At 65.6% G+C, this 17,238-nt stretch carries 18 protein-coding genes; 9 read left to right on the top strand and 9 right to left on the bottom strand.

Annotation, left to right across the window (positions count from 1 at the left end):
* Window positions 1–1,245 (bottom strand): efflux RND transporter periplasmic adaptor subunit, encoded by a 1,245-nt coding sequence (locus tag ACGVWT_RS06285; RefSeq protein WP_315461786.1) that lies wholly within the window; start codon window positions 1,243–1,245, stop codon window positions 1–3.
* A 167-nt stretch (window positions 1,246–1,412) separates the two neighbouring features.
* On the opposite strand from ACGVWT_RS06285, the gene rpiA reads away from it, so the two are divergent.
* The 6 genes from rpiA to ACGVWT_RS06255 all read left to right on the top strand — a co-directional run bounded on the left by rpiA (window position 1,413) and on the right by ACGVWT_RS06255 (window position 8,231).
* Window positions 1,413–2,114: a ribose-5-phosphate isomerase RpiA gene (gene rpiA / locus ACGVWT_RS06280; protein WP_315461785.1), complete on the top strand. Its 702-nt coding sequence runs from the start codon at window positions 1,413–1,415 to the stop codon at window positions 2,112–2,114.
* Between the two features lie 71 nt (window positions 2,115–2,185).
* Window positions 2,186–4,255 (top strand): transketolase, encoded by a 2,070-nt coding sequence (tkt, locus tag ACGVWT_RS06275; protein WP_315461784.1) that lies wholly within the window; start codon window positions 2,186–2,188, stop codon window positions 4,253–4,255.
* The gene (tal, locus tag ACGVWT_RS06270; protein WP_315461783.1) at window positions 4,255–5,379 is read left to right on the top strand and encodes a transaldolase; all 1,125 of its coding nucleotides are present in this window, start codon (window positions 4,255–4,257) and stop codon (window positions 5,377–5,379) included. Before tkt ends, tal begins: the two co-directional genes overlap by 1 nt.
* Before the next feature lie 124 nt (window positions 5,380–5,503).
* Entirely contained in the window at window positions 5,504–6,661 is a 1,158-nt protein-coding gene (gene gnd / locus ACGVWT_RS06265; protein ID WP_315461782.1) for a phosphogluconate dehydrogenase (NAD(+)-dependent, decarboxylating), read from the top strand.
* Window positions 6,658–7,488 carry a Cof-type HAD-IIB family hydrolase gene (locus ACGVWT_RS06260; protein WP_315461781.1) on the top strand — a complete coding sequence of 277 codons (831 nt, stop codon included), beginning with the start codon at window positions 6,658–6,660 and terminating at the stop codon, window positions 7,486–7,488. Before gnd ends, ACGVWT_RS06260 begins: the two co-directional genes overlap by 4 nt.
* Window positions 7,485–8,231 carry an HAD-IIB family hydrolase gene (locus ACGVWT_RS06255; protein WP_315461780.1) on the top strand — a complete coding sequence of 249 codons (747 nt, stop codon included), beginning with the start codon at window positions 7,485–7,487 and terminating at the stop codon, window positions 8,229–8,231. Before ACGVWT_RS06260 ends, ACGVWT_RS06255 begins: the two co-directional genes overlap by 4 nt.
* 27 nt (window positions 8,232–8,258) lie before the next feature.
* On the opposite strand, the gene ACGVWT_RS06250 is transcribed toward ACGVWT_RS06255, so the two are convergent.
* The 8 genes from ACGVWT_RS06250 to aroQ form a co-directional block, all read right to left on the bottom strand.
* A complete protein-coding gene (locus ACGVWT_RS06250) occupies window positions 8,259–8,561 on the bottom strand; it encodes a hypothetical protein (protein WP_315461779.1) in 303 nt (100 codons plus the stop codon).
* A gap of 296 nt (window positions 8,562–8,857) precedes the next feature.
* On the bottom strand, window positions 8,858–10,267 hold the full coding sequence (glnA, locus tag ACGVWT_RS06245) for a type I glutamate--ammonia ligase (protein ID WP_116462085.1): 1,410 nt from the start codon (window positions 10,265–10,267) through the stop codon (window positions 8,858–8,860).
* Window positions 10,268–10,396: 129 nt separating this feature from the next.
* A complete protein-coding gene (locus ACGVWT_RS06240) occupies window positions 10,397–10,735 on the bottom strand; it encodes a P-II family nitrogen regulator (protein WP_017977640.1) in 339 nt (112 codons plus the stop codon).
* A 588-nt stretch (window positions 10,736–11,323) separates the two neighbouring features.
* Entirely contained in the window at window positions 11,324–11,659 is a 336-nt protein-coding gene (locus tag ACGVWT_RS06235; RefSeq protein WP_315461778.1) for an arsenate reductase family protein, read from the bottom strand.
* A gap of 128 nt (window positions 11,660–11,787) precedes the next feature.
* Complete coding sequence (locus tag ACGVWT_RS06230) at window positions 11,788–12,171, bottom strand: HdeA/HdeB family chaperone (protein WP_116462087.1); 384 nt, start codon at window positions 12,169–12,171, stop codon at window positions 11,788–11,790.
* Window positions 12,172–12,496: 325 nt separating this feature from the next.
* On the bottom strand, window positions 12,497–13,861 hold the full coding sequence (gene accC, locus ACGVWT_RS06225) for an acetyl-CoA carboxylase biotin carboxylase subunit (protein WP_315461777.1): 1,365 nt from the start codon (window positions 13,859–13,861) through the stop codon (window positions 12,497–12,499).
* 7 nt (window positions 13,862–13,868) lie between these two features.
* Window positions 13,869–14,354, bottom strand: a complete 486-nt coding sequence (accB, locus tag ACGVWT_RS06220; protein WP_116462088.1) for an acetyl-CoA carboxylase biotin carboxyl carrier protein — start codon at window positions 14,352–14,354, stop codon at window positions 13,869–13,871.
* Between the two features lie 14 nt (window positions 14,355–14,368).
* Window positions 14,369–14,803 carry a type II 3-dehydroquinate dehydratase gene (aroQ, locus tag ACGVWT_RS06215; RefSeq protein ID WP_116462089.1) on the bottom strand — a complete coding sequence of 145 codons (435 nt, stop codon included), beginning with the start codon at window positions 14,801–14,803 and terminating at the stop codon, window positions 14,369–14,371.
* 318 nt (window positions 14,804–15,121) lie between these two features.
* On the opposite strand from aroQ, the gene thiS reads away from it, so the two are divergent.
* The 3 genes from thiS to ACGVWT_RS06200 all read left to right on the top strand — a co-directional run bounded on the left by thiS (window position 15,122) and on the right by ACGVWT_RS06200 (window position 16,812).
* Window positions 15,122–16,129, top strand: a complete 1,008-nt coding sequence (thiS, locus tag ACGVWT_RS06210) for a sulfur carrier protein ThiS (protein WP_315461776.1) — start codon at window positions 15,122–15,124, stop codon at window positions 16,127–16,129.
* A gap of 127 nt (window positions 16,130–16,256) precedes the next feature.
* Window positions 16,257–16,439, top strand: coding sequence for a CsbD family protein (locus ACGVWT_RS06205; RefSeq protein ID WP_017977647.1), 183 nt, complete (start codon window positions 16,257–16,259; stop codon window positions 16,437–16,439).
* Window positions 16,440–16,524: 85 nt separating this feature from the next.
* Window positions 16,525–16,812 carry a hypothetical protein gene (locus ACGVWT_RS06200; RefSeq protein WP_017977648.1) on the top strand — a complete coding sequence of 96 codons (288 nt, stop codon included), beginning with the start codon at window positions 16,525–16,527 and terminating at the stop codon, window positions 16,810–16,812.
* The last annotated feature ends 426 nt before the right edge of the window (window positions 16,813–17,238 follow it).

Below are 17,238 nucleotides of genomic sequence, written 5' to 3'. Positions count from 1 at the left end.
TCAGCCCGCCTTGCTTTGGGCGTTACCCTGCTGCTTGCCGTCGCCTTTGCCCTCGCCCTGTTTCGGGGGCGCGACTACCTGCGCACTGTTCGCCGGCACCGCCTTCACCTGCGCGCCGGGGCGCAGGTTATTGAGGCCCTGCGTGATCACCTTGTCGCCGGGGTTCAGCCCCTGGGTCACCACCCAATATTGCCCCTGCGTGCGCGCGGCGGTGACGGGGCGGCTGACGACCTTGTTGTTGGCGCCGAGGACCATCACGCTCGCATTGCCCTTGGCATCGCGCGACAAAGCGGGTTCGGGCACCAAAAAGGCGCGTTCGTTGATCGCCTGCGCGAAGCGCGCCCGTACGAACATGCCCGGCAGCAGCAGCCCCTGCGCATTGGGGAAGCGCGCACGCATCGTGACGGTGCCGGTTTCCTGGTTGACCAGCGCCTCGGCGAATTCGACCGTGCCGGTATAGCCGTAATCGCTGCCGTCCTCGAGCAGCAGCTTCACTTCGGCCCGGGTCGGCGCGACGCCGCCCTGCATCAGCTTGCGGCGCAGCGATAGCTGGTCCGCGGCGGATTGCTGGATATCGACGAAGATCGGATCGAGCCGTTGGATCTGCGCCAGGGGATCGGTCTGGCTCGCCGAAACGAGCGCACCGACGGTGAACAGCGATCGGCCGATCCGGCCGCTGATCGGCGCCGGCACCGTCGTGAATTGCAGGTTCACGCGCGCCGTATCCAGCGCCGCCCGCGTCTGCGCGACGGAGGCGGTCGCCTGGCGAGCGGAGGCGATGGCGTTGGTATATTCCTGCTTCGACACCGCCTCGATCGCGGCGAGCGGCTTGTAGCGGTCCGCCTGGATCGTCAGCGCTTCCTGATTGGCACGCGCGCTGGCGAGGTTCGCCTGCGCCTGGTTGACGGCGGCGCGATACAGGCGCGGATCGATTTCGTAGAGCGGCTGACCGCGGCGGACCAGCGAGCCTTCCGTAAAGAAGCGGCGGCGAATGACGCCGTTCACCTGCGGGCGGACGTCGGAGCTTTCATAGGCGCTGGTCCGGCCCGGCAGTTCGGTGACCATCGCGGCACTGGTCGGTTGCATCACGACATAACCGACCGTGGTCGGCCCGCGATTCGCGCCGCGGCCGCCGCCCTTTTCCTTGTCATGCGTACCACCGCCGCAGGCGGAAAGGGTGAGGGCGAGGGCGACAGTGGCGGCCCCGGCAAGGTGCCGCCGGCGACGAATCGATGCTGTGGTCAAGTATGTCACCCGCTAATCTCGGCTCGCGCAGCCGCGACCTGCGCGACAATGCGCGGCGCGGCGGTTGGTTGCTCGTCGCAATGCAAAGACGGCGATCGACGGGGAAATGCAAGTCAAGTTGACCGTTATTAATGTCGCAAATTGTCGCAGTGCGGAAAAGGAGTGCCATGACGGAGACATGCGACAGGCCGCGTCAGGACGCCGACAAGGCGGCTGCCGCGGCGGCGGCAGTGGCCGAGGTGCGCGACGGCATGCTCGTCGGCTTGGGCACCGGATCCACCGCGACGCACGCCATCCATTCGCTCGCTGAGCGCATCGCGCAGAACGGTATGACCATCCGCGCCGTGGCGACGTCGCGCGCCAGCGATGCGCTGGGCCGTAGGCTCGGTATCGCGATGCTCGACTTTGCCGACGTGCCACGCGTCGACCTGACGATCGACGGTGCCGACGCGATCGATGATCGGTTGTACGCGGTGAAGGGCGCGGGCGGGGCGATGCTGCGCGAGAAGGTGGTGGCCGCCGCATCGGACCGGATGGTGGTGATCGCCGACGGATCGAAGCATCGTCCACGTATCGGCGGAGTGCCGGTGCCGGTCGAAATCTTGCCCTTCGCCCGTGCGTCGGTGCTGGCGGCTTTGGGGGACGGCGCGACGCTGCGCCTGCGCGAGGGCGAGGCCTATGTCACCGACAACGGCAATTGGATCGCGGACTGCCGCCTCGAACTTGCCGATCCCCTGGCCATCGCAGCGTGGCTCGATGCCTTGCCCGGCGCGCTCGGCCACGGGCTGTTCCTGCGCGAGGTGGACGGGGCCTATATCGCGCGTGGCGGCGTCGTTTCGCGACTGGAACGGGACGCGCCCTCCCGTTAAAGGCTGCCCTCGACCGCAACGGATCGGGCGTGCAGGCGTTCGATGCAGCGTAAGAGCAAGGGCCCTATTCCATGACCGATACGACGACTGCGCTCCACGAGGACGGATCGCTGGAACGCCTGACGATCGACACGATCCGCACGCTGTCGATGGACGCGGTGCAAAAAGCCAATTCCGGTCACCCCGGCACGCCGATGGCGCTGGCGCCGGTCGGCTATACGCTCTGGTCGCAATTCCTGCGCTACGATCCGTCCAAGCCCGACTGGCCCAACCGCGACCGCTTCGTGCTGTCGGTCGGCCATGCGTCGATGCTGCTGTACAGCCTGATCCACCTCGCCGGCATCGAAGAGATCGACGCGGACGGTAACAAGACCGGTCGTCCCGCGCTCAGCCTCGACGATCTGAAGGGCTTCCGCCAGCTCGCCTCGCGCACGCCGGGCCACCCCGAATATCGCCACACCACGGGCGTCGAGACGACGACCGGGCCGCTGGGGGCGGGGTGCTCCAACTCCGTCGGCATGGCGATCGCGGAGCGGTGGCTCGCGGCACGCTACAACCAGGGCGGCTTCACGCTGTTCGACCATGACGTCTACGCGCTGTGCGGCGACGGCGACATGATGGAAGGCGTCGCAGCCGAGGCCGCGAGCCTTGCCGGGCACCTCAAGCTCAGCAACCTGTGCTGGATCTACGACAGCAACCACATCTCGATCGAGGGCGGCACCGATCTCGCGTTCGACGAAGACGTCGGCAAGCGGTTCCAGGCCTATGGCTGGAACGTCATCCACCTCAACGATGCCAACGACACCAAGGCGTTTGCGGCTGCGATCGAGACGTTCAAGGCGACGAACGATCGCCCGACCTTCATCGTCGTCCATTCGGTGATCGGTTGGGGCAGCCCCAAGGCCGGCAGCGAAAAGGCGCATGGCGAGCCGCTCGGCGAGGATAACATCCGCGCGACCAAGAAGGCCTATGGCTGGCCCGACGACAAGAGCTTCTACATCCCCGATGGCGTCGCCGAACACTTCCACGACGCGATCGCCGACCGCGGCACCAAGCTGCGCGAGGAATGGGAAGCGAATTTCGCAAAGTATCGCGAGGCGCAGCCCGATCTCGCCGCCGAACTCGACCTGATGCTCAAGGACAAGCTCCCCGAGGGCTGGGACGCCGACGTTCCCGAATTCCCGGCCGATGAAAAGGGGCTTGCGACCCGCGATTCGGGCGGCAAGGTGCTCAACGCGCTCGCCGCCAAGGTGCCGTGGCTGATCGGCGGCTCTGCCGACCTCGCGCCGTCGACCAAGACCGACATCAAGGGCAAGCCGTCGTTCGAAGCGTCGAACTATGGCGGCCAGAACTTCCACTTCGGCGTGCGCGAACACGGCATGGGCGGCGTGGTCAACGGCATGACGCTGTCGCACCTGCGCAGCTATGGTTCGACCTTCCTCGTCTTCGCCGATTACATGCGCGCGCCCGTGCGCCTGTCGGCGATCATGGAGCTCGCCAGCGTCTGGGTCTTCACCCACGATTCGATCGGCGTCGGCGAGGATGGCCCGACCCACCAGCCGATCGAGCACCTCGCGACGCTGCGCGCCATCCCCGGCCTCGATACGATCCGTCCGGGCGACGCCAACGAGGTCGCCTATGCCTGGCGCGCCGCGCTGGAGGACGCCAGCCGCCCGACCGCGCTGATCTTCTCGCGCCAGGCGATGCCGACTCTCGATCGGTCGAAATACGCCTCGGCCGAGGGCGTGATGAAGGGCGGCTACGTCCTCGCCGATTGCGACGGCACCCCCGACGTGATCCTGATTGCGACGGGCAGCGAATTGCACCTCGTCGTCGAGGCGCATGAGAAGCTGACCGCCGATGGCGTGAAGAGCCGTGTCGTGTCGCTGCCGAGCTGGTATCGCTACGAACTCCAGTCCGACGAATACAAGGAAAGCGTGCTGCCCAAGGGCGTCACCGCGCGCCTTGCGGTCGAGCAGGCGGGCGAGATCGGCTGGCATCGCTTCGTCGGCCTCGACGGCCGCACGATCACCATGTCGACGTTCGGCGCCTCCGCCCCCATATCCAAGCTGCAGGACAAATACGGCTTCACCGTCGACAATGTCGTCAAGGTGGCGCGCGAGATGCTGGAGACCAAGTGATGAGCAAGCTGAGCGACCTTTCCGCTGCGGGCACCGCGGTGTGGCTCGACTTCGTCGATCGCAAGTTTTTGGAAGCCAAGGGCCTCGAAAAGCTGGTGAACGAGGACGGCCTGACCGGCGTCACCTCCAACCCGTCGATCTTCGAAAAGGCGATGGGCCATGGCGACGCCTATGATGCGACGCTCGCCGCCTTCGACAAGGAGAACCCCGGCGCGGCGACGATCGATCGCTACGAACATCTCGCGATCCAGGACATCAAGGCGGCGGCCGAGACGTTGCAGCCGGTTTACGACCGCCTCGATGGCAAGGACGGTTATGTCAGCCTGGAAGTGTCGCCGTACATCGCCGACGACACCGATGCGACGATCGCCGAGGCCGACAAGCTGTGGCACATGGTCGACCGCAAGAACCTGATGATCAAGATCCCCGGCACGCTTGCGGGCGGGCCGGCGATCAGCGCGACGATCGCCAAGGGCATCAACGTCAACGTAACCTTGCTGTTCGCGCTCGATGCCTACATCCGCGTCGCCGAAGCCTATGCCACCGGCCTTGAGGAGCGCGTCCGCCAGGGGCAGCCGATCGACCATATCGCCAGCGTCGCGAGCTTCTTCGTCAGCCGCATCGACAGCGTCATCGACAAGGAAATCGACCGCCGCGTGGCCGAGGGCGATCCCGAAGCGGAGACGCTGAAGGGCCTGCGCGGCAAGGTCGCGATCGCCAACGCCAAGATGGCCTATCAATGGTTCCTCGACTTCGAAAAGTCGGACCGTTGGCAGGCGCTCGCCGCCAAGGGCGCGCAGCCGCAGCGCCTGCTGTGGGCGTCGACGGGCGTGAAGGACAAGGCCTATCCCGACACGCTCTACGTCGACACGCTGATCGGCCGCGACACCGTCAACACCATGCCGCCCGCGACGATGGACGCCTTCCGCGAACGCGGCACCGTCGCCGAAACGCTGACGCAAGACGTCGAGGGTGCGCGCAAGGTGCTCGCCGATGCCGAACGCCTCGGGCTCAACCTGACCGGCGTCACCGACACGCTGGTGCTGGAAGGAGTCGCATCCTTCGCCAAGGCGTTCGACGACCTGCTGGGCTCGATCGCCGCAAAGCAGCCGGCGGAGGCGTAAAGAATAGGGGCGGGCAGAACCCCGCCCCTATTCTTCGTCACCCCGGGGTCCACCGGACCGCAAGGGAAAGGCTTGAGTCTCCAGCCCTTCTCTGGCCGCAGAGTGGATTCCGGAACAGTCCGGGGTGACGAGAACAAAACACCCTCCTCGGCGCGACTTTTGTGACTTTCCGCAGTCCCCCCCCAGGTGCGACTTTTGTGACCTTCCGCCCCGCGTCCGACAAATCGAACCGCCAGCGCAACAACTCCGGCCGCTCCGGGTTCTACCCTCCATCAACCCCATCCGTAAGGCAGCAGATATGAAGATCGGACTGATCGGCCTCGGCCGCATGGGCGGCAACATCGCACGGCGGCTGATGAAGGCGGGCCATCAGGTCGTGGTCTACGATCGCAGCGCGGAGGCAGTGGACAAGCTGGCGGGTGAAGGCGCGATCGGCGCCAGTTCCCTCGACGACGTCCGCGGCAAGCTCGATACGCCCGCGATCTGGTGGGTCATGCTCCCCGCCGGCGGCCCGACCGAGGATACCATCGCCGCGATCGGCGAGGGTGCCAAGGCCGGCGATGTCGTCATCGACGGCGGCAACACGTTCTACAAGGACGACATCCGCCGCGCGAAGGGTCTGGCGGACAAGGGCGTCCATTATGTCGACGTCGGCACCTCGGGCGGTGTCTGGGGCCTCGAGCGGGGCTATTGCATGATGATCGGCGGCGACGATGACACCGTCACGATGCTCGATCCGATCTTCGACGCGCTCGCCCCCGGCCTCGGCACGATCGAGCGCACGCCGGGCCGCATCGCCGGCCAGGCCGATCCGCGCGCCGAAAAGGGCTATATCCATGCTGGACCCGCGGGTGCCGGGCACTTCGTCAAGATGGTCCACAACGGCATCGAATATGGCCTGATGCAGGCCTATGCCGAGGGCTTCGACATTCTGAAGTCGAAGAACAGCGACAAATTGCCCGAGGACGAGCGCTTCGACCTCAACATGACCGACATCGCCGAGGTCTGGCGCCGCGGCAGCGTCATTTCGTCGTGGCTGCTCGATCTGACGGCCATTGCGCTGGCCAAGGACGGCGAGCTGCAGGGCTTCTCCGGCAGCGTCGCGGATTCGGGCGAGGGCCAGTGGACGATCGACGCCGCAATGGAGGAAAAGGTGCCCGCCAACGTGCTCACCGCCTCGCTTTTCGCGCGATACCGCAGCCGCATCGAACATACATATGGCGACAAAGTTTTGTCGGCCATGCGATTCGGCTTCGGCGGGCACGTCGAGATGCCCCAGTGAGCGATGGCGCGAAGTCCATCGCCCTCGTCGTGTCCGACATCGACGGCACGTTGGTCGACAAACAGAAGAAGCTGACCGCCGCGACCACCGCGGCGGTCTCGCGATTGGAAGAGGCAGGGGTCGGCTTCACCGTCATCAGCGCGCGGCCGATCTCCGGCATCCTGCCGATCGTCGAGACGCTGGGGCTCGATGGGCCGATGGCGGCGTTCAACGGCGGCATCCTGTTCAAGCGCGATGGCACGATCGCCGAGCATCACGTCATCGACGAAGCCGTGGCCCGCGGCGTGATGGCGATCGCGGCGGATAGCCCGGTCGACCTGTGGGTTTTTGCCGACGACCGTTGGTACGCCTCGACCGACCAGGGCGAGCATGTGGCGCACGAGCGGTTGGCGTCCAATCAGAATCCGATCGTCACGGACGATTTCGGCGAGCTGCTGACCCGCGCCGACAAGATTACGTTCGTCAGCGATGATGCGCCGATGCTCAGCGACCTCGCCGACCGCTGCAAGGCGGCGCATGGCGATGACGCGACGATCGTGCAAAGCCAGGTGTATTACCTCGACGTGACCGCGCTGGCCGCCAACAAGGGCGACGGCCTGATCGCGCTCGCCGCGGCGTTCGACCAGCCGCTGGATGCGATTGCGGCACTCGGCGACCAATTCAACGACGTGCCGATGCTGGAGCGCGCCGGCCTGTCGATCGCGATGGGCAACGCCCCCGATCCGGTGAAGGCGCGCGCCGATCACGTCACCACCGCCAACGATGCCGATGGCGTCGCCCATGCCATCGACATCATCATCCTTCCCCGTACCGGAGCGTCCGAATGAAACAGCTGATTGCCTTCGACCTCGATGGAACGCTGGCCGAGAGCAAGCAGCCCTTGCAAGAGCCGATGGGCGAAGCGCTCGCCGACCTGCTCGGCGTGGCGCATGTCGCGGTCATTTCGGGCGGCGATTGGCCGCAGTTCCAGAAGCAGGTGGCGAGTCGGCTGCCGGCGCGCGCCGACCTTTCCAAGCTGTGGCTGATGCCGACGACGGGCACCAAGCTGTACGTCCACCGCGATGGCGAATGGCAGACGGTCTATGCCGAGCTGTTCGACGATGCGACCAAGGCGAAGATCCTGAAGGCGTTCGACGAATCGCTCGAGGCGACCGGTTTCGTCCCCGAAAAAACCTGGGGCGAGCGGATCGAGGATCGCGGCAGCCAGATCACCTTCTCCGCGCTGGGCCAGGAAGCGCCGGTCGCCGAAAAGGAACATTGGGACCCCAAGTTCGAGAAGCGCAAGGTCATCCAGGCCGACCTGAAGCAGCGGTTGCCGGGCCTGTCGATCAACATGGGCGGCGCGACGTCGATCGACATCACGCAGGAAGGCGTCGACAAGGCCTATGGCCTGAAGAAGCTGCGTGACGAGAGCGGCATTCCGCTCGACGCGATGATGTTCATCGGCGACGCCATCTTCCCCGGCGGCAACGATTATCCGGCGAAGGAACTGGGGCTGGACACGGTGCGCGTCCGCGATCCGGAAGAAACGATCTCTGTCGTCACGGCGATCGTCGCCTGCCAGAAGTAAATCAACCGCGGGGTGCGGCGGACCCGGTCAGTCCGGGCGCCGCACCCGTTCGGTCAGGACGATTTCGCCCTCGACCTCGATCTCCTCGTCATCCGACAGGTCGGATGTATCGGGCATCTCGAACTCGGCGCTCCAGTCGTAGATTTTCGCGAGACCGCCATCGATCCAGACGCGCACCGCGCCGTTGGTAATCTCTCCTCCCATCGCACCGACGAAATCCGCGACGAGGTTCTCCGCCGCGGACTCGTGATCCGTCGCGCCGGGGATGCTGGCCGGCGTCATCGGCTCGTCCATCTCGATCAGCTGTGCCCAGAAGCGTTTGGCCATCATCGTCGTCCCTTGCCTTGGCATTGTTCCGACCGAAGCCAGTCGGGAATGCGTTCGAGCCGGCGGTAGCGACGGCGGGGCGTGTAGGACAGCCCTATCGGTTTTCTGCAGCGTTGTGAGGGGTTTGGATTGCTGGTCGTCCAATCCCAACGAGAGAGGGGCGCCGGATCTGGTCCGGCGCCCCTCTCTTTTGTCTCGATCGGCATCGTGGCGGAGCCACGCCGTCAGTCCTCGGCATTGCCGTGGCTGGCCGACAGCGCCTGTGCGGCCTTGCCGCACCGCGTGCCGGCCCGGCACGCTCAGGCGCTGTAGTACATATCGTATTCGACCGGGCTGGGGGTCATTTCCCAGCGCGCGACTTCGCCGCGCTTGATCTCGATATAGGCTTCGATCTGATCCTTCGAGAACACGTCGCCCTTCAGCAGGAAGTCGTGATCGGCGGCCAGGCTGTCGAGCGCCTCGCGGAGCGAACCGCAGACGGTGGGAACTTGCGCGAGCTCTGCCGGCGGCAGATCGTACAGGTTCTTGTCCATCGCCTCGCCCGGGTGGATCTTGTTCTGGATGCCGTCCATGCCCGCCATCATCAGCGCCGCATAGGCGAGATAGGGGTTGGCCATCGCGTCCGGGAAGCGGACTTCGACGCGCTTCGCCTTGGGGCCGGTGCCGTACGGGATGCGGCACGAGGCCGAGCGGTTGCGCGCCGAATAGGCAAGCAGCACCGGCGCTTCGTAGCCCGGCACCAGACGCTTATAGCTGTTGGTGGTCGGGTTGGTGAAGGCGTTGACCGCCTTGGCATGCTTGATGATGCCGCCGATGAAGTACAGGCACATCTCGGACAGGCCGGCATAGCCTTCGCCCGCGAACAGCGGGGTCTTGCCGCTCCAGATCGAGAAGTGGGTATGCATGCCCGAGCCGTTATCTTCCTTGATCGGCTTGGGCATGAAGGTGGCCGACTTGCCATAGGCATGCGCGACCTGGTGCACGACATACTTGTAGATCTGCATGCGGTCGGCGGTCTGCGTCAGCGTGCCGAAGGTCAGGCCCAGCTCGTGCTGCGCGGCCGCGACTTCGTGGTGATGCTTGTCGCAGGGCAGGCCCATTTCGAGCATCGTCGACACCATCTCGCCGCGGATGTCGACCGCCGAGTCGACCGGCGCGACCGGGAAATAACCGCCCTTGGCGCGGGGACGGTGGCCGAGGTTGCCGCCCTCATACTCGCGGCCGGTGTTGGTCGGCAGCTCGATATCGTCGATCTTGAAGTAGGATTCGGCGTAGTTCGTGTCGAACTGCACGTTGTCGAACATGAAGAATTCGGCTTCCGGGCCAACGTACACGGTGTCGCCGACGCCGGTGGTCTTCAGATACGCCTCGGCGCGCTTGGCGGTCGAGCGCGGATCACGGGCGTAGAGTTCGCCGGTCGAGGGTTCGACGACGTCGCAGAACACGATCAGCATCGGGGTGGCCGAGAACGGATCGGTGTAGATCGCGTCGAGATCGGGCTTGAGCACCATGTCCGATTCGTTGATCGCCTTCCAGCCCTCGATCGAGGAGCCGTCGAACATCAGGCCGTCGGTGAATTCATCTTCACCCATGATGCTGGCGACCATGGTGAGGTGCTGCCACTTGCCCTTGGGGTCGGTGAAGCGCAGATCGACCCACTCGATCTCCTCTTCCTTGATCTTGTTCAGGATGTCGTTGGCGGTCGCCATGGGAAGCCCTTTGCTCTGGTAATGACCCGGCCGTGACCGGAAGGATGTTGCGTCGCGGGCGTGCCAATCACACAGATTGTTGCGCCGCGTCAAATGACGAAGATGTCAGATCGCGGGATTGTGCATGACCTAGATCGCCGCCTCGTCGCGTTCGCCAGTGCGGATGCGCAACGCGGTTTCGACCGGGATGACGAAAATCTTGCCGTCGCCGATCCGCCCCGTCTGCGCGGCAGCGGCGATCGCCTCGACCACGCGTTCGGCGAGCGCATCGTCGACGACGACCTCCAGCTTCACCTTCGGCAGGAAGTCGACGACATATTCGGCACCGCGATACAATTCGGTATGCCCCTTCTGCCGGCCGAAGCCCTTGGCCTCGGTCACGGTGATGCCGGACACGCCGATCTCATGCAGCGCTTCCTTCACCTCATCCAGCTTGAACGGCTTGATGATGGCTTCGACCTTCTTCACAGGAACACGCCCCTTGACTGAAACCCTCGCCCCGAGCGCGGGTGTTGCACCAAACGTGCCAGTCCGGCGCCCGAGGGGCAACCGGGATTCGGACGGATTTGCTGCCTGCAAAACGGGCACTTCCTGCGGCGCTGCCCGAGTCGCGAGCAGCGATTCGATACGCGGAAGTGGACGAAGTGGACGACACGTATCGTCCGAAAACGCCCCCCGGCCCGGTGCCGATGGGCAACGGGTGGCGCGAGGCGGCAGGAACGGCATGGCGGGGGATATAGCCGATCCGGGCCGTGTTGGACAGGGGCGTTCTATTTGTGCGGTTGGCCTCGCCCGTTCCCCGTCCTCCTTGTGGAGGCGGGGGGGGCAGACCGGCTTGGGGCTGGTCGCTCCCATGTCCAGCTCGCCGTCATCCCAGCGCAGGCTGGGATCGTTCGGTCAAAGGGTGCGCCCGAGGCCGCGAAAGACCCCAGCCTGCGCTGGGGTGACGCTTGGGGCAGCTGGGACGGCGTCTACGCGAGCGACTAGAGCCGCTCGGCTAGCCAGTCTGGATTCCCGCGTTCGCGGGAATGACGAATGGGGAGGCGGCGGCGCGCCTCAGAGTATCTCGCGCACCTTGTCGGTGGGGCGGGCGAGGACGACGCCCTTGTCGGTTTCGACGAGTGGGCGCTGGATCAGGATCGGGTTGATCGCCATCGCTTCGAGGATGGTCGCATCGTCGGCGTCGGCCAGCGCCTTGGCATCGGGCTCGGTCATGCGGAGCCCCTCGCGCGGGGTGATGCCGGCGGCGGCGTAGAGCCGCGACAGGTCGGCGACGGTCGGCGGGTGCTTCAGATATTCGATCACCGTGACGTCGGTGCCGGCCTCTTCGAGGAGGGCGAGGGTGCTGCGCGAGGTGCCGCAGCGCGGGTTGTGGTAGATGGTGGCGTGCATGACGGCGGGTGTAGCGCGGTTCGGCGGGCTGCGGGAGGGCGTCGTGCCTGAGTCCAGGGCCCCGCGGAACGCAAAAAGGGCGGCGCATGTGCGATGCGCCGCCCCCTTCACCGGGCCGAGTGAGGCGATCAGCCCTTGGTACGCGCGGCCTTCATGGCGTTGCGCACGGCGGTGAGGAAGTGATTGCCGGGCTGCGCCTTGCACTGCTGCACGACGATCGGCACGACATTCTCGACGCCGTCGAGCGTCACGGTCGGGTGCGGCTTGCCCTTCGGACCGTAGTTTGCGGCATAGACGACCGCCTGCGGGCGGAAGCTTTCGTCGAGCAGACCGAAGTCGCCGCAGGTCACGGTTTCGAGATGCTTGCCCTGCTTGAGCAGGTCGACATGGCGGACTTCGCCGCTGCGGCTGGGAATAGTTGCCTTTTCCTGCACTTGCAGCGGCGCTGCAACGGCAGTCGAGGAAACGGCGAGTAGCGCACAGGCGGCGATCGTGCCAAACATCCGGGTCATTTTTCCAGTCTCCCTTCCTTAGAGGCGCTGGTAAAATGTCTGTATGTCCATATCGGTTTCAATCTAACGGCAAATTCATGAAGCCGTTACTTAAGCGTCAGCAACGACTGCTGTCTTTAAGTCGTTCAAGTCGAAAATTGTTTTTGGCCCCAGGGGTTTGTGCGGTGCGGGCGCGTGATCCGCCTTTCTGGCAAAGGCCGGGATCTCTCGTGGCGCGTGGTGTGCACGCTTGCCGGGAGATCCCAGCCTTCGCTGGGATGACGTTGGGGGGGGACGATTAACGCGTCGGCATGTCAGGAGGAGGCCGTCCGATGGACGGCCGCCGTCATCCCTGCTTGGCGAGCCACTCTTCCAGCCACTTGATCGTATAGTCGCCGCGCTGGAATTCGGGATCGTCGAGCAGCGCCCGGTGCAGCGGGATCGTCGTCGTCGGCCCCTCGATCACGAACTCTTCCAGCGCCCGGCGCAGACGCCGCAAGGCGCCTTCGCGGGTGGTGCCGTAGACGATGAGCTTGGCGATCATGCTGTCGTAATAGGGCGGCACCTTATAGCCGGCGTAGAGGCCGCTATCGACGCGCACGTGCATGCCGCCGGGCGCGTGGAACTGCTTCACCAGGCCCGGCGAGGGGGCGAAGGTGCGCGGGTCCTCGGCATTGATGCGGCATTCGATCGCATGGCCGCGGAACTGCACGTCTTCCTGACGCAGCGTCAGCGGATGGCCTTCGGCGATGCGGATCTGTTCGCGGACGAGGTCGAGGCCGGTGATCATCTCCGTCACCGGATGTTCCACCTGCAAACGGGTGTTCATCTCGATGAAGTAGAATTCGCCGTCTTCCCACAGGAATTCGATCGTGCCCGCGCCGCGATAGCCCATGTCGGCCATCGCCTTGGCACAGACTCCGCCGATGCGTTCGCGATCGGCCTGGCTGAGCACGGGCGAGGGCGCTTCTTCCAGCACCTTCTGGTGGCGGCGCTGCAGCGAGCAGTCGCGCTCGCCGAGATGGATCGCATTGCCGTTACCGTCGCCGAAGACCTGGATTTCGATGTGGCGCGGGTTGCCGAGATACTTTTCGAGGTACACCGTGGCGTCGCCGAACGCGGCCTTCGCCTCGCTGCCGGCCTGCTGCATCAGCGTTTCGAGTTCGTCCTCGGAATGGCACACCTTCATGCCGCGGCCACCGCCGCCCGACGCCGCCTTGATGATGACGGGATAGCCGGCCTTCGCCGCGATCGCCTTGGCTTCGGCGACGTCGCTGATCGCGCCATCCGATCCGGGAACGAGCGGCAGGCCGAGCGCGCCCGCGGTGCGCTTCGCCTCGATCTTGTCGCCCATCGTGCGGATGTGTTCGGGCTTTGGCCCGACGAAGATCAGGTTATGCAGCTCGACGATCTCGGCGAAGCGCGCGTTTTCGCTGAGGAACCCGTAGCCCGGGTGGATCGCGTCGGCGCCGCTGATCTCCGCCGCCGAGATGATGTTCGGGATGTTGAGATAGCTGTCGACCGCGGCGGGCGGCCCGATGCAGACCGCCTCGTCGGCGAGACGGACATGCATCGCGTCGGCGTCGGCGGTGGAATGGACCGCGACGGTGCGGATGCCCATCTCGCGGCAGGCGCGGTGGATGCGCAGTGCGATCTCGCCGCGGTTGGCGATCAGCAGCTTCTTGATGGGGCGGGTGGCAGTCGAAGTCACGGGGCCGTTACTCGACCACCACGAGCGGCTGGTCGAATTCGACCGGCTGGCCGTTTTCGATCAGGATCTGGCGGACGGTGCCCGCGGTAGCGGCGACGATCGGGTTCATGACCTTCATCGCTTCGACGATCAGCAGCGTGTCGCCGGCCGAGACGCTCTGGCCGACGCTGATGAAGGGCTTGGCGCCCGGCTCGGCGGCGAGATAAGCGGTGCCGACCATCGGCGATTTTACCGCATTGGCGGACACGGTCGGCGCCATCGCACCGGCTTCGGCCGGCGCGGCGGCCGCGGGGGCGGCAGGCGCTGCGGCGGCGGGCGCGGGTGCGTAATGGACGGGCGCGGCCTGGGGTGCGGCCTTGCGCGCGACGCGGATCTTGCGGTCGCCCTCTTCCACCTCGATCTCGGTCAGATGGGTGGCGTCGAGCAGTTCGGCGAGCTGGCGCACGAGGTTCACGTCTACCTGCATGGCACCCTGGTTGGTCTGGTCGGTCATGGGAAGGCCTCCTGTCAGAAGCGCGCCGCGGCTTCAAGCGCGAGCATGTAGGAGAGGGCGCCAAAGCCGGCGATCGTGCCTTTTGCGGCACGCCCGACGAAGCTGACGTGGCGGAAATCCTCGCGGGTGTGCGGGTTGGAGAGGTGAACCTCGATCACCGGCGTCTTGATGCTCTTGATCGCGTCGTGGACCGCGATCGACGTGTGCGTGAAGGCGCCGGCGTTGAGGATCACCGCCTTCGCGCCGCGCGCCTGCGCTTCGTGCAGCCAGTCGACCAGGTGCCCTTCGTGGTTGGACTGGCGCATGTCGATGTCGAGGTCGAGCTCGCGGGCGCGGTCTTCGAGCTGGCCGGCGATGTCGTCGAGCGTATCGTGGCCGTAGATTTCCGGCTCTCGCGTGCCGAGCAGGTTCAGGTTCGGGCCGTTGAGGACGTAGATCGTGTCGGTCATGGGCGGGGGTGTATCGCTCTTCCGGGTAGAAGGCGAGGTTTCGCGCGAAGACGTGGGAAGAAGGCGGATTCACGCGAAGGCGCGAAGACGCGAAGGTGTCTCGCCCGCGGAAGCGGGCTGTCTCGCAAACGACGGCATGGAGCAGGATGCCGCTGCGCGGCAGGTCACAACGTCCACATCATGTGTTGGCTCTTCGCGTCATAGAGTCTTCGCGTGATCCAAATCTTCTGCCGACGGCTTCGCGTGAATCGACCCCGCAACGGTGGACACGCGCCGTCACGCGCCTAGATGGGGCACGCATAAGGAGTTTGACGCGTCATGGCCCATAGCGACGGCACCGTATCGATCACCGTGAACGGCGAGCATAAGCGCGTCGCCGCCGGCCTCAGCCTCGCCGATCTGGCGAATGAGCTGGGGCTGGTGCCTGAGAAGGTCGCGGTGGAGCGGAACCTGGAGGTCGTGCCGCGCTCGACGTTGAAGGACGTGTGCGTCGAGGATGGCGACGATATCGAGATCGTGCATTTTGTTGGTGGCGGCGATCATCCGGCGCCGATCGTCGACGATACGTGGAGCGTCGCGGGCAAGACGTTCCGGTCGCGGCTGATCGTCGGGACGGGCAAGTATAAGGACTTCGCGCAGAATGCAGCGGCGCTGGAGGCGAGTGGGGCGGAGATCGTCACGGTCGCGGTGCGACGGGTGAACGTCAGCGATCGCAACGCGCCGATGCTGACCGACTTCATCGATCCCAAGAAGGTCACCTATCTGCCCAACACCGCGGGCTGTTTCGATGCAGAGAGCGCGATCCGCACGCTGCGGCTGGCACGCGAGGCGGGCGGTTGGGACCTCGTGAAGCTGGAAGTGCTGGGCGAGGCGAAGACGCTGTATCCCGACATGCACGAGACGCTGCGCGCGACGGAGGTGCTGGCGAACGAAGGCTTCAAGCCGATGGTCTATTGCGTCGACGATCCGATCGCGGCGAAGCGGCTGGAGAATGCCGGCGCCGTCGCGATCATGCCTCTCGGCGCGCCGATCGGGTCCGGCCTCGGTATCCAGAACCGCGTGACGATCCGGCTGATCGTCGAGGGCGCGGGTGTGCCGGTGCTGGTGGATGCGGGCGTCGGCACCGCGTCGGACGCGGCGGTGGCGATGGAGCTGGGCTGCGACGGCGTGCTGATGAACACCGCGATCGCCGAGGCGAAGGACCCGATCCTGATGGCGGGCGCGATGCGGCGTGCGGTCGAGGCGGGGCGGATGGCCTATCGCGCCGGGCGGATGGGGCAGCGGCGCTATGCCGATCCGTCCAGTCCACTCGCCGGTTTGATCTGATATCGTATTGGTTCCACACCAGAAGCTAAAGTTTTTGTCACGGAACCGGTCCGACTTCGGCCCGTTGTTCTTGCGATAGATCAAGCGGCCCGGCTGGCGGGTCGCAGTCAATCGCAGGAGACGATCGATGGGCGAATTCACCGATAAGGTCGCAGCGGCCGGCAACAAGATCGCCGGCAACGTCAAGGAAGCCGTCGGCAAGGCGACCGACAATGACCGCCTGGTGGCCGAAGGCGAAGCGCAGCAGGCCAAGGGCACGGGTCAGGACGTCAAGGGCAGCGTCAAGGGCGCGCTCGGCGACAAGATCTGAGCCAATACATCAGTTCGCGTAACCGACAGGGTCGTCTCGCATCGCGGGGCGGCCCTTTCGCTTGGAAGACAACAGGGGACGACACATGAAGAAGACGATTCTGGCCGGCGCGACGCTGGTGGCCATGGCGCTCTCGCTGAGCGCGTGCGGCGGCAAGGGCGACGACAAGCTCGGCTCCGAGGTCGAGAAGTCCTACGACAACCGCGCCGATGCGATGGAGCAGGCGGCGGACAATCTGAAGGACCAGGCCAAGGAAATCCGCAAGAGCGGCGAACAGCAGGCCGATGCGATCGACGACGCCGACGTGAATGCGCAGGCGATGACCGAAGAGCAGAAGGCGGCGCTGAAGAACGGGTCCGAGAAGCTGCGCTGAGGGTGAGGGGGCGGGGGGCGCCCGGGTCTTGGCTCTGGCCGATGATGCGCGGTCGCTTTCCCCGTCCTGTCCGTCATTCCCGCGGGTGAGGGAACCCAGAACCGCTGCCGTTGCGGTGAGAGCCGTGAGGCTTGCCAGTCTGGATTCCCGCCTTCGCGGGAATGACGGTTTTTTGGGCACGGCTGGGATCAGGCTTGGCGCTTTTGGCGTCGGCTGTGTCGGTTGCCGTCGTTGCGTGACACGACGTCTACTCGTGCGCGGCCCGGTGGATGCCGGAACAAGTCCGGCATGACAGGGTGTGTGGGGCGGGCGGCTCGTGACATGTATGCCGGTGGTTGATCGTGCCGGAATGGCGGCGCGGGGTCTTCGATCTGCGATCGCGCTGTTTGCGGCGCCTGTCCCATAACGGACGTCGTCCCAGCGAAG

This window comes from Sphingomonas sp. S6, assembly GCF_043498045.1.
In the GTDB taxonomy this organism is placed as follows: domain Bacteria; phylum Pseudomonadota; class Alphaproteobacteria; order Sphingomonadales; family Sphingomonadaceae; genus Sphingomonas.
This window is presented reverse-complemented; position numbering and strand designations above follow the sequence as displayed.

What these genes read in the sequence shown, in the direction of transcription:
- rpiA (WP_315461785.1), top strand. Translation starts at nt 1,413, where the DNA reads ATGACGGAGACATGCGACAGGCCGCGTCAGGACGCCGACAAGGCGGCT.
- tkt (WP_315461784.1), top strand. Translation starts at nt 2,186, where the DNA reads ATGACCGATACGACGACTGCGCTCCACGAGGACGGATCGCTGGAACGC.
- tal (WP_315461783.1), top strand. Translation starts at nt 4,255, where the DNA reads ATGAGCAAGCTGAGCGACCTTTCCGCTGCGGGCACCGCGGTGTGGCTC.
- ACGVWT_RS06255 (WP_315461780.1), top strand. Translation starts at nt 7,485, where the DNA reads ATGAAACAGCTGATTGCCTTCGACCTCGATGGAACGCTGGCCGAGAGC.
- ACGVWT_RS06250 (WP_315461779.1), bottom strand. Translation starts at nt 8,561, where the DNA reads ATGATGGCCAAACGCTTCTGGGCACAGCTGATCGAGATGGACGAGCCG.
- glnA (WP_116462085.1), bottom strand. Translation starts at nt 10,267, where the DNA reads ATGGCGACCGCCAACGACATCCTGAACAAGATCAAGGAAGAGGAGATC.
- ACGVWT_RS06235 (WP_315461778.1), bottom strand. Translation starts at nt 11,659, where the DNA reads ATGCACGCCACCATCTACCACAACCCGCGCTGCGGCACCTCGCGCAGC.
- ACGVWT_RS06230 (WP_116462087.1), bottom strand. Translation starts at nt 12,171, where the DNA reads ATGACCCGGATGTTTGGCACGATCGCCGCCTGTGCGCTACTCGCCGTT.
- accB (WP_116462088.1), bottom strand. Translation starts at nt 14,354, where the DNA reads ATGACCGACCAGACCAACCAGGGTGCCATGCAGGTAGACGTGAACCTC.
- aroQ (WP_116462089.1), bottom strand. Translation starts at nt 14,803, where the DNA reads ATGACCGACACGATCTACGTCCTCAACGGCCCGAACCTGAACCTGCTC.
- thiS (WP_315461776.1), top strand. Translation starts at nt 15,122, where the DNA reads ATGGCCCATAGCGACGGCACCGTATCGATCACCGTGAACGGCGAGCAT.
- ACGVWT_RS06205 (WP_017977647.1), top strand. Translation starts at nt 16,257, where the DNA reads ATGGGCGAATTCACCGATAAGGTCGCAGCGGCCGGCAACAAGATCGCC.
- ACGVWT_RS06200 (WP_017977648.1), top strand. Translation starts at nt 16,525, where the DNA reads ATGAAGAAGACGATTCTGGCCGGCGCGACGCTGGTGGCCATGGCGCTC.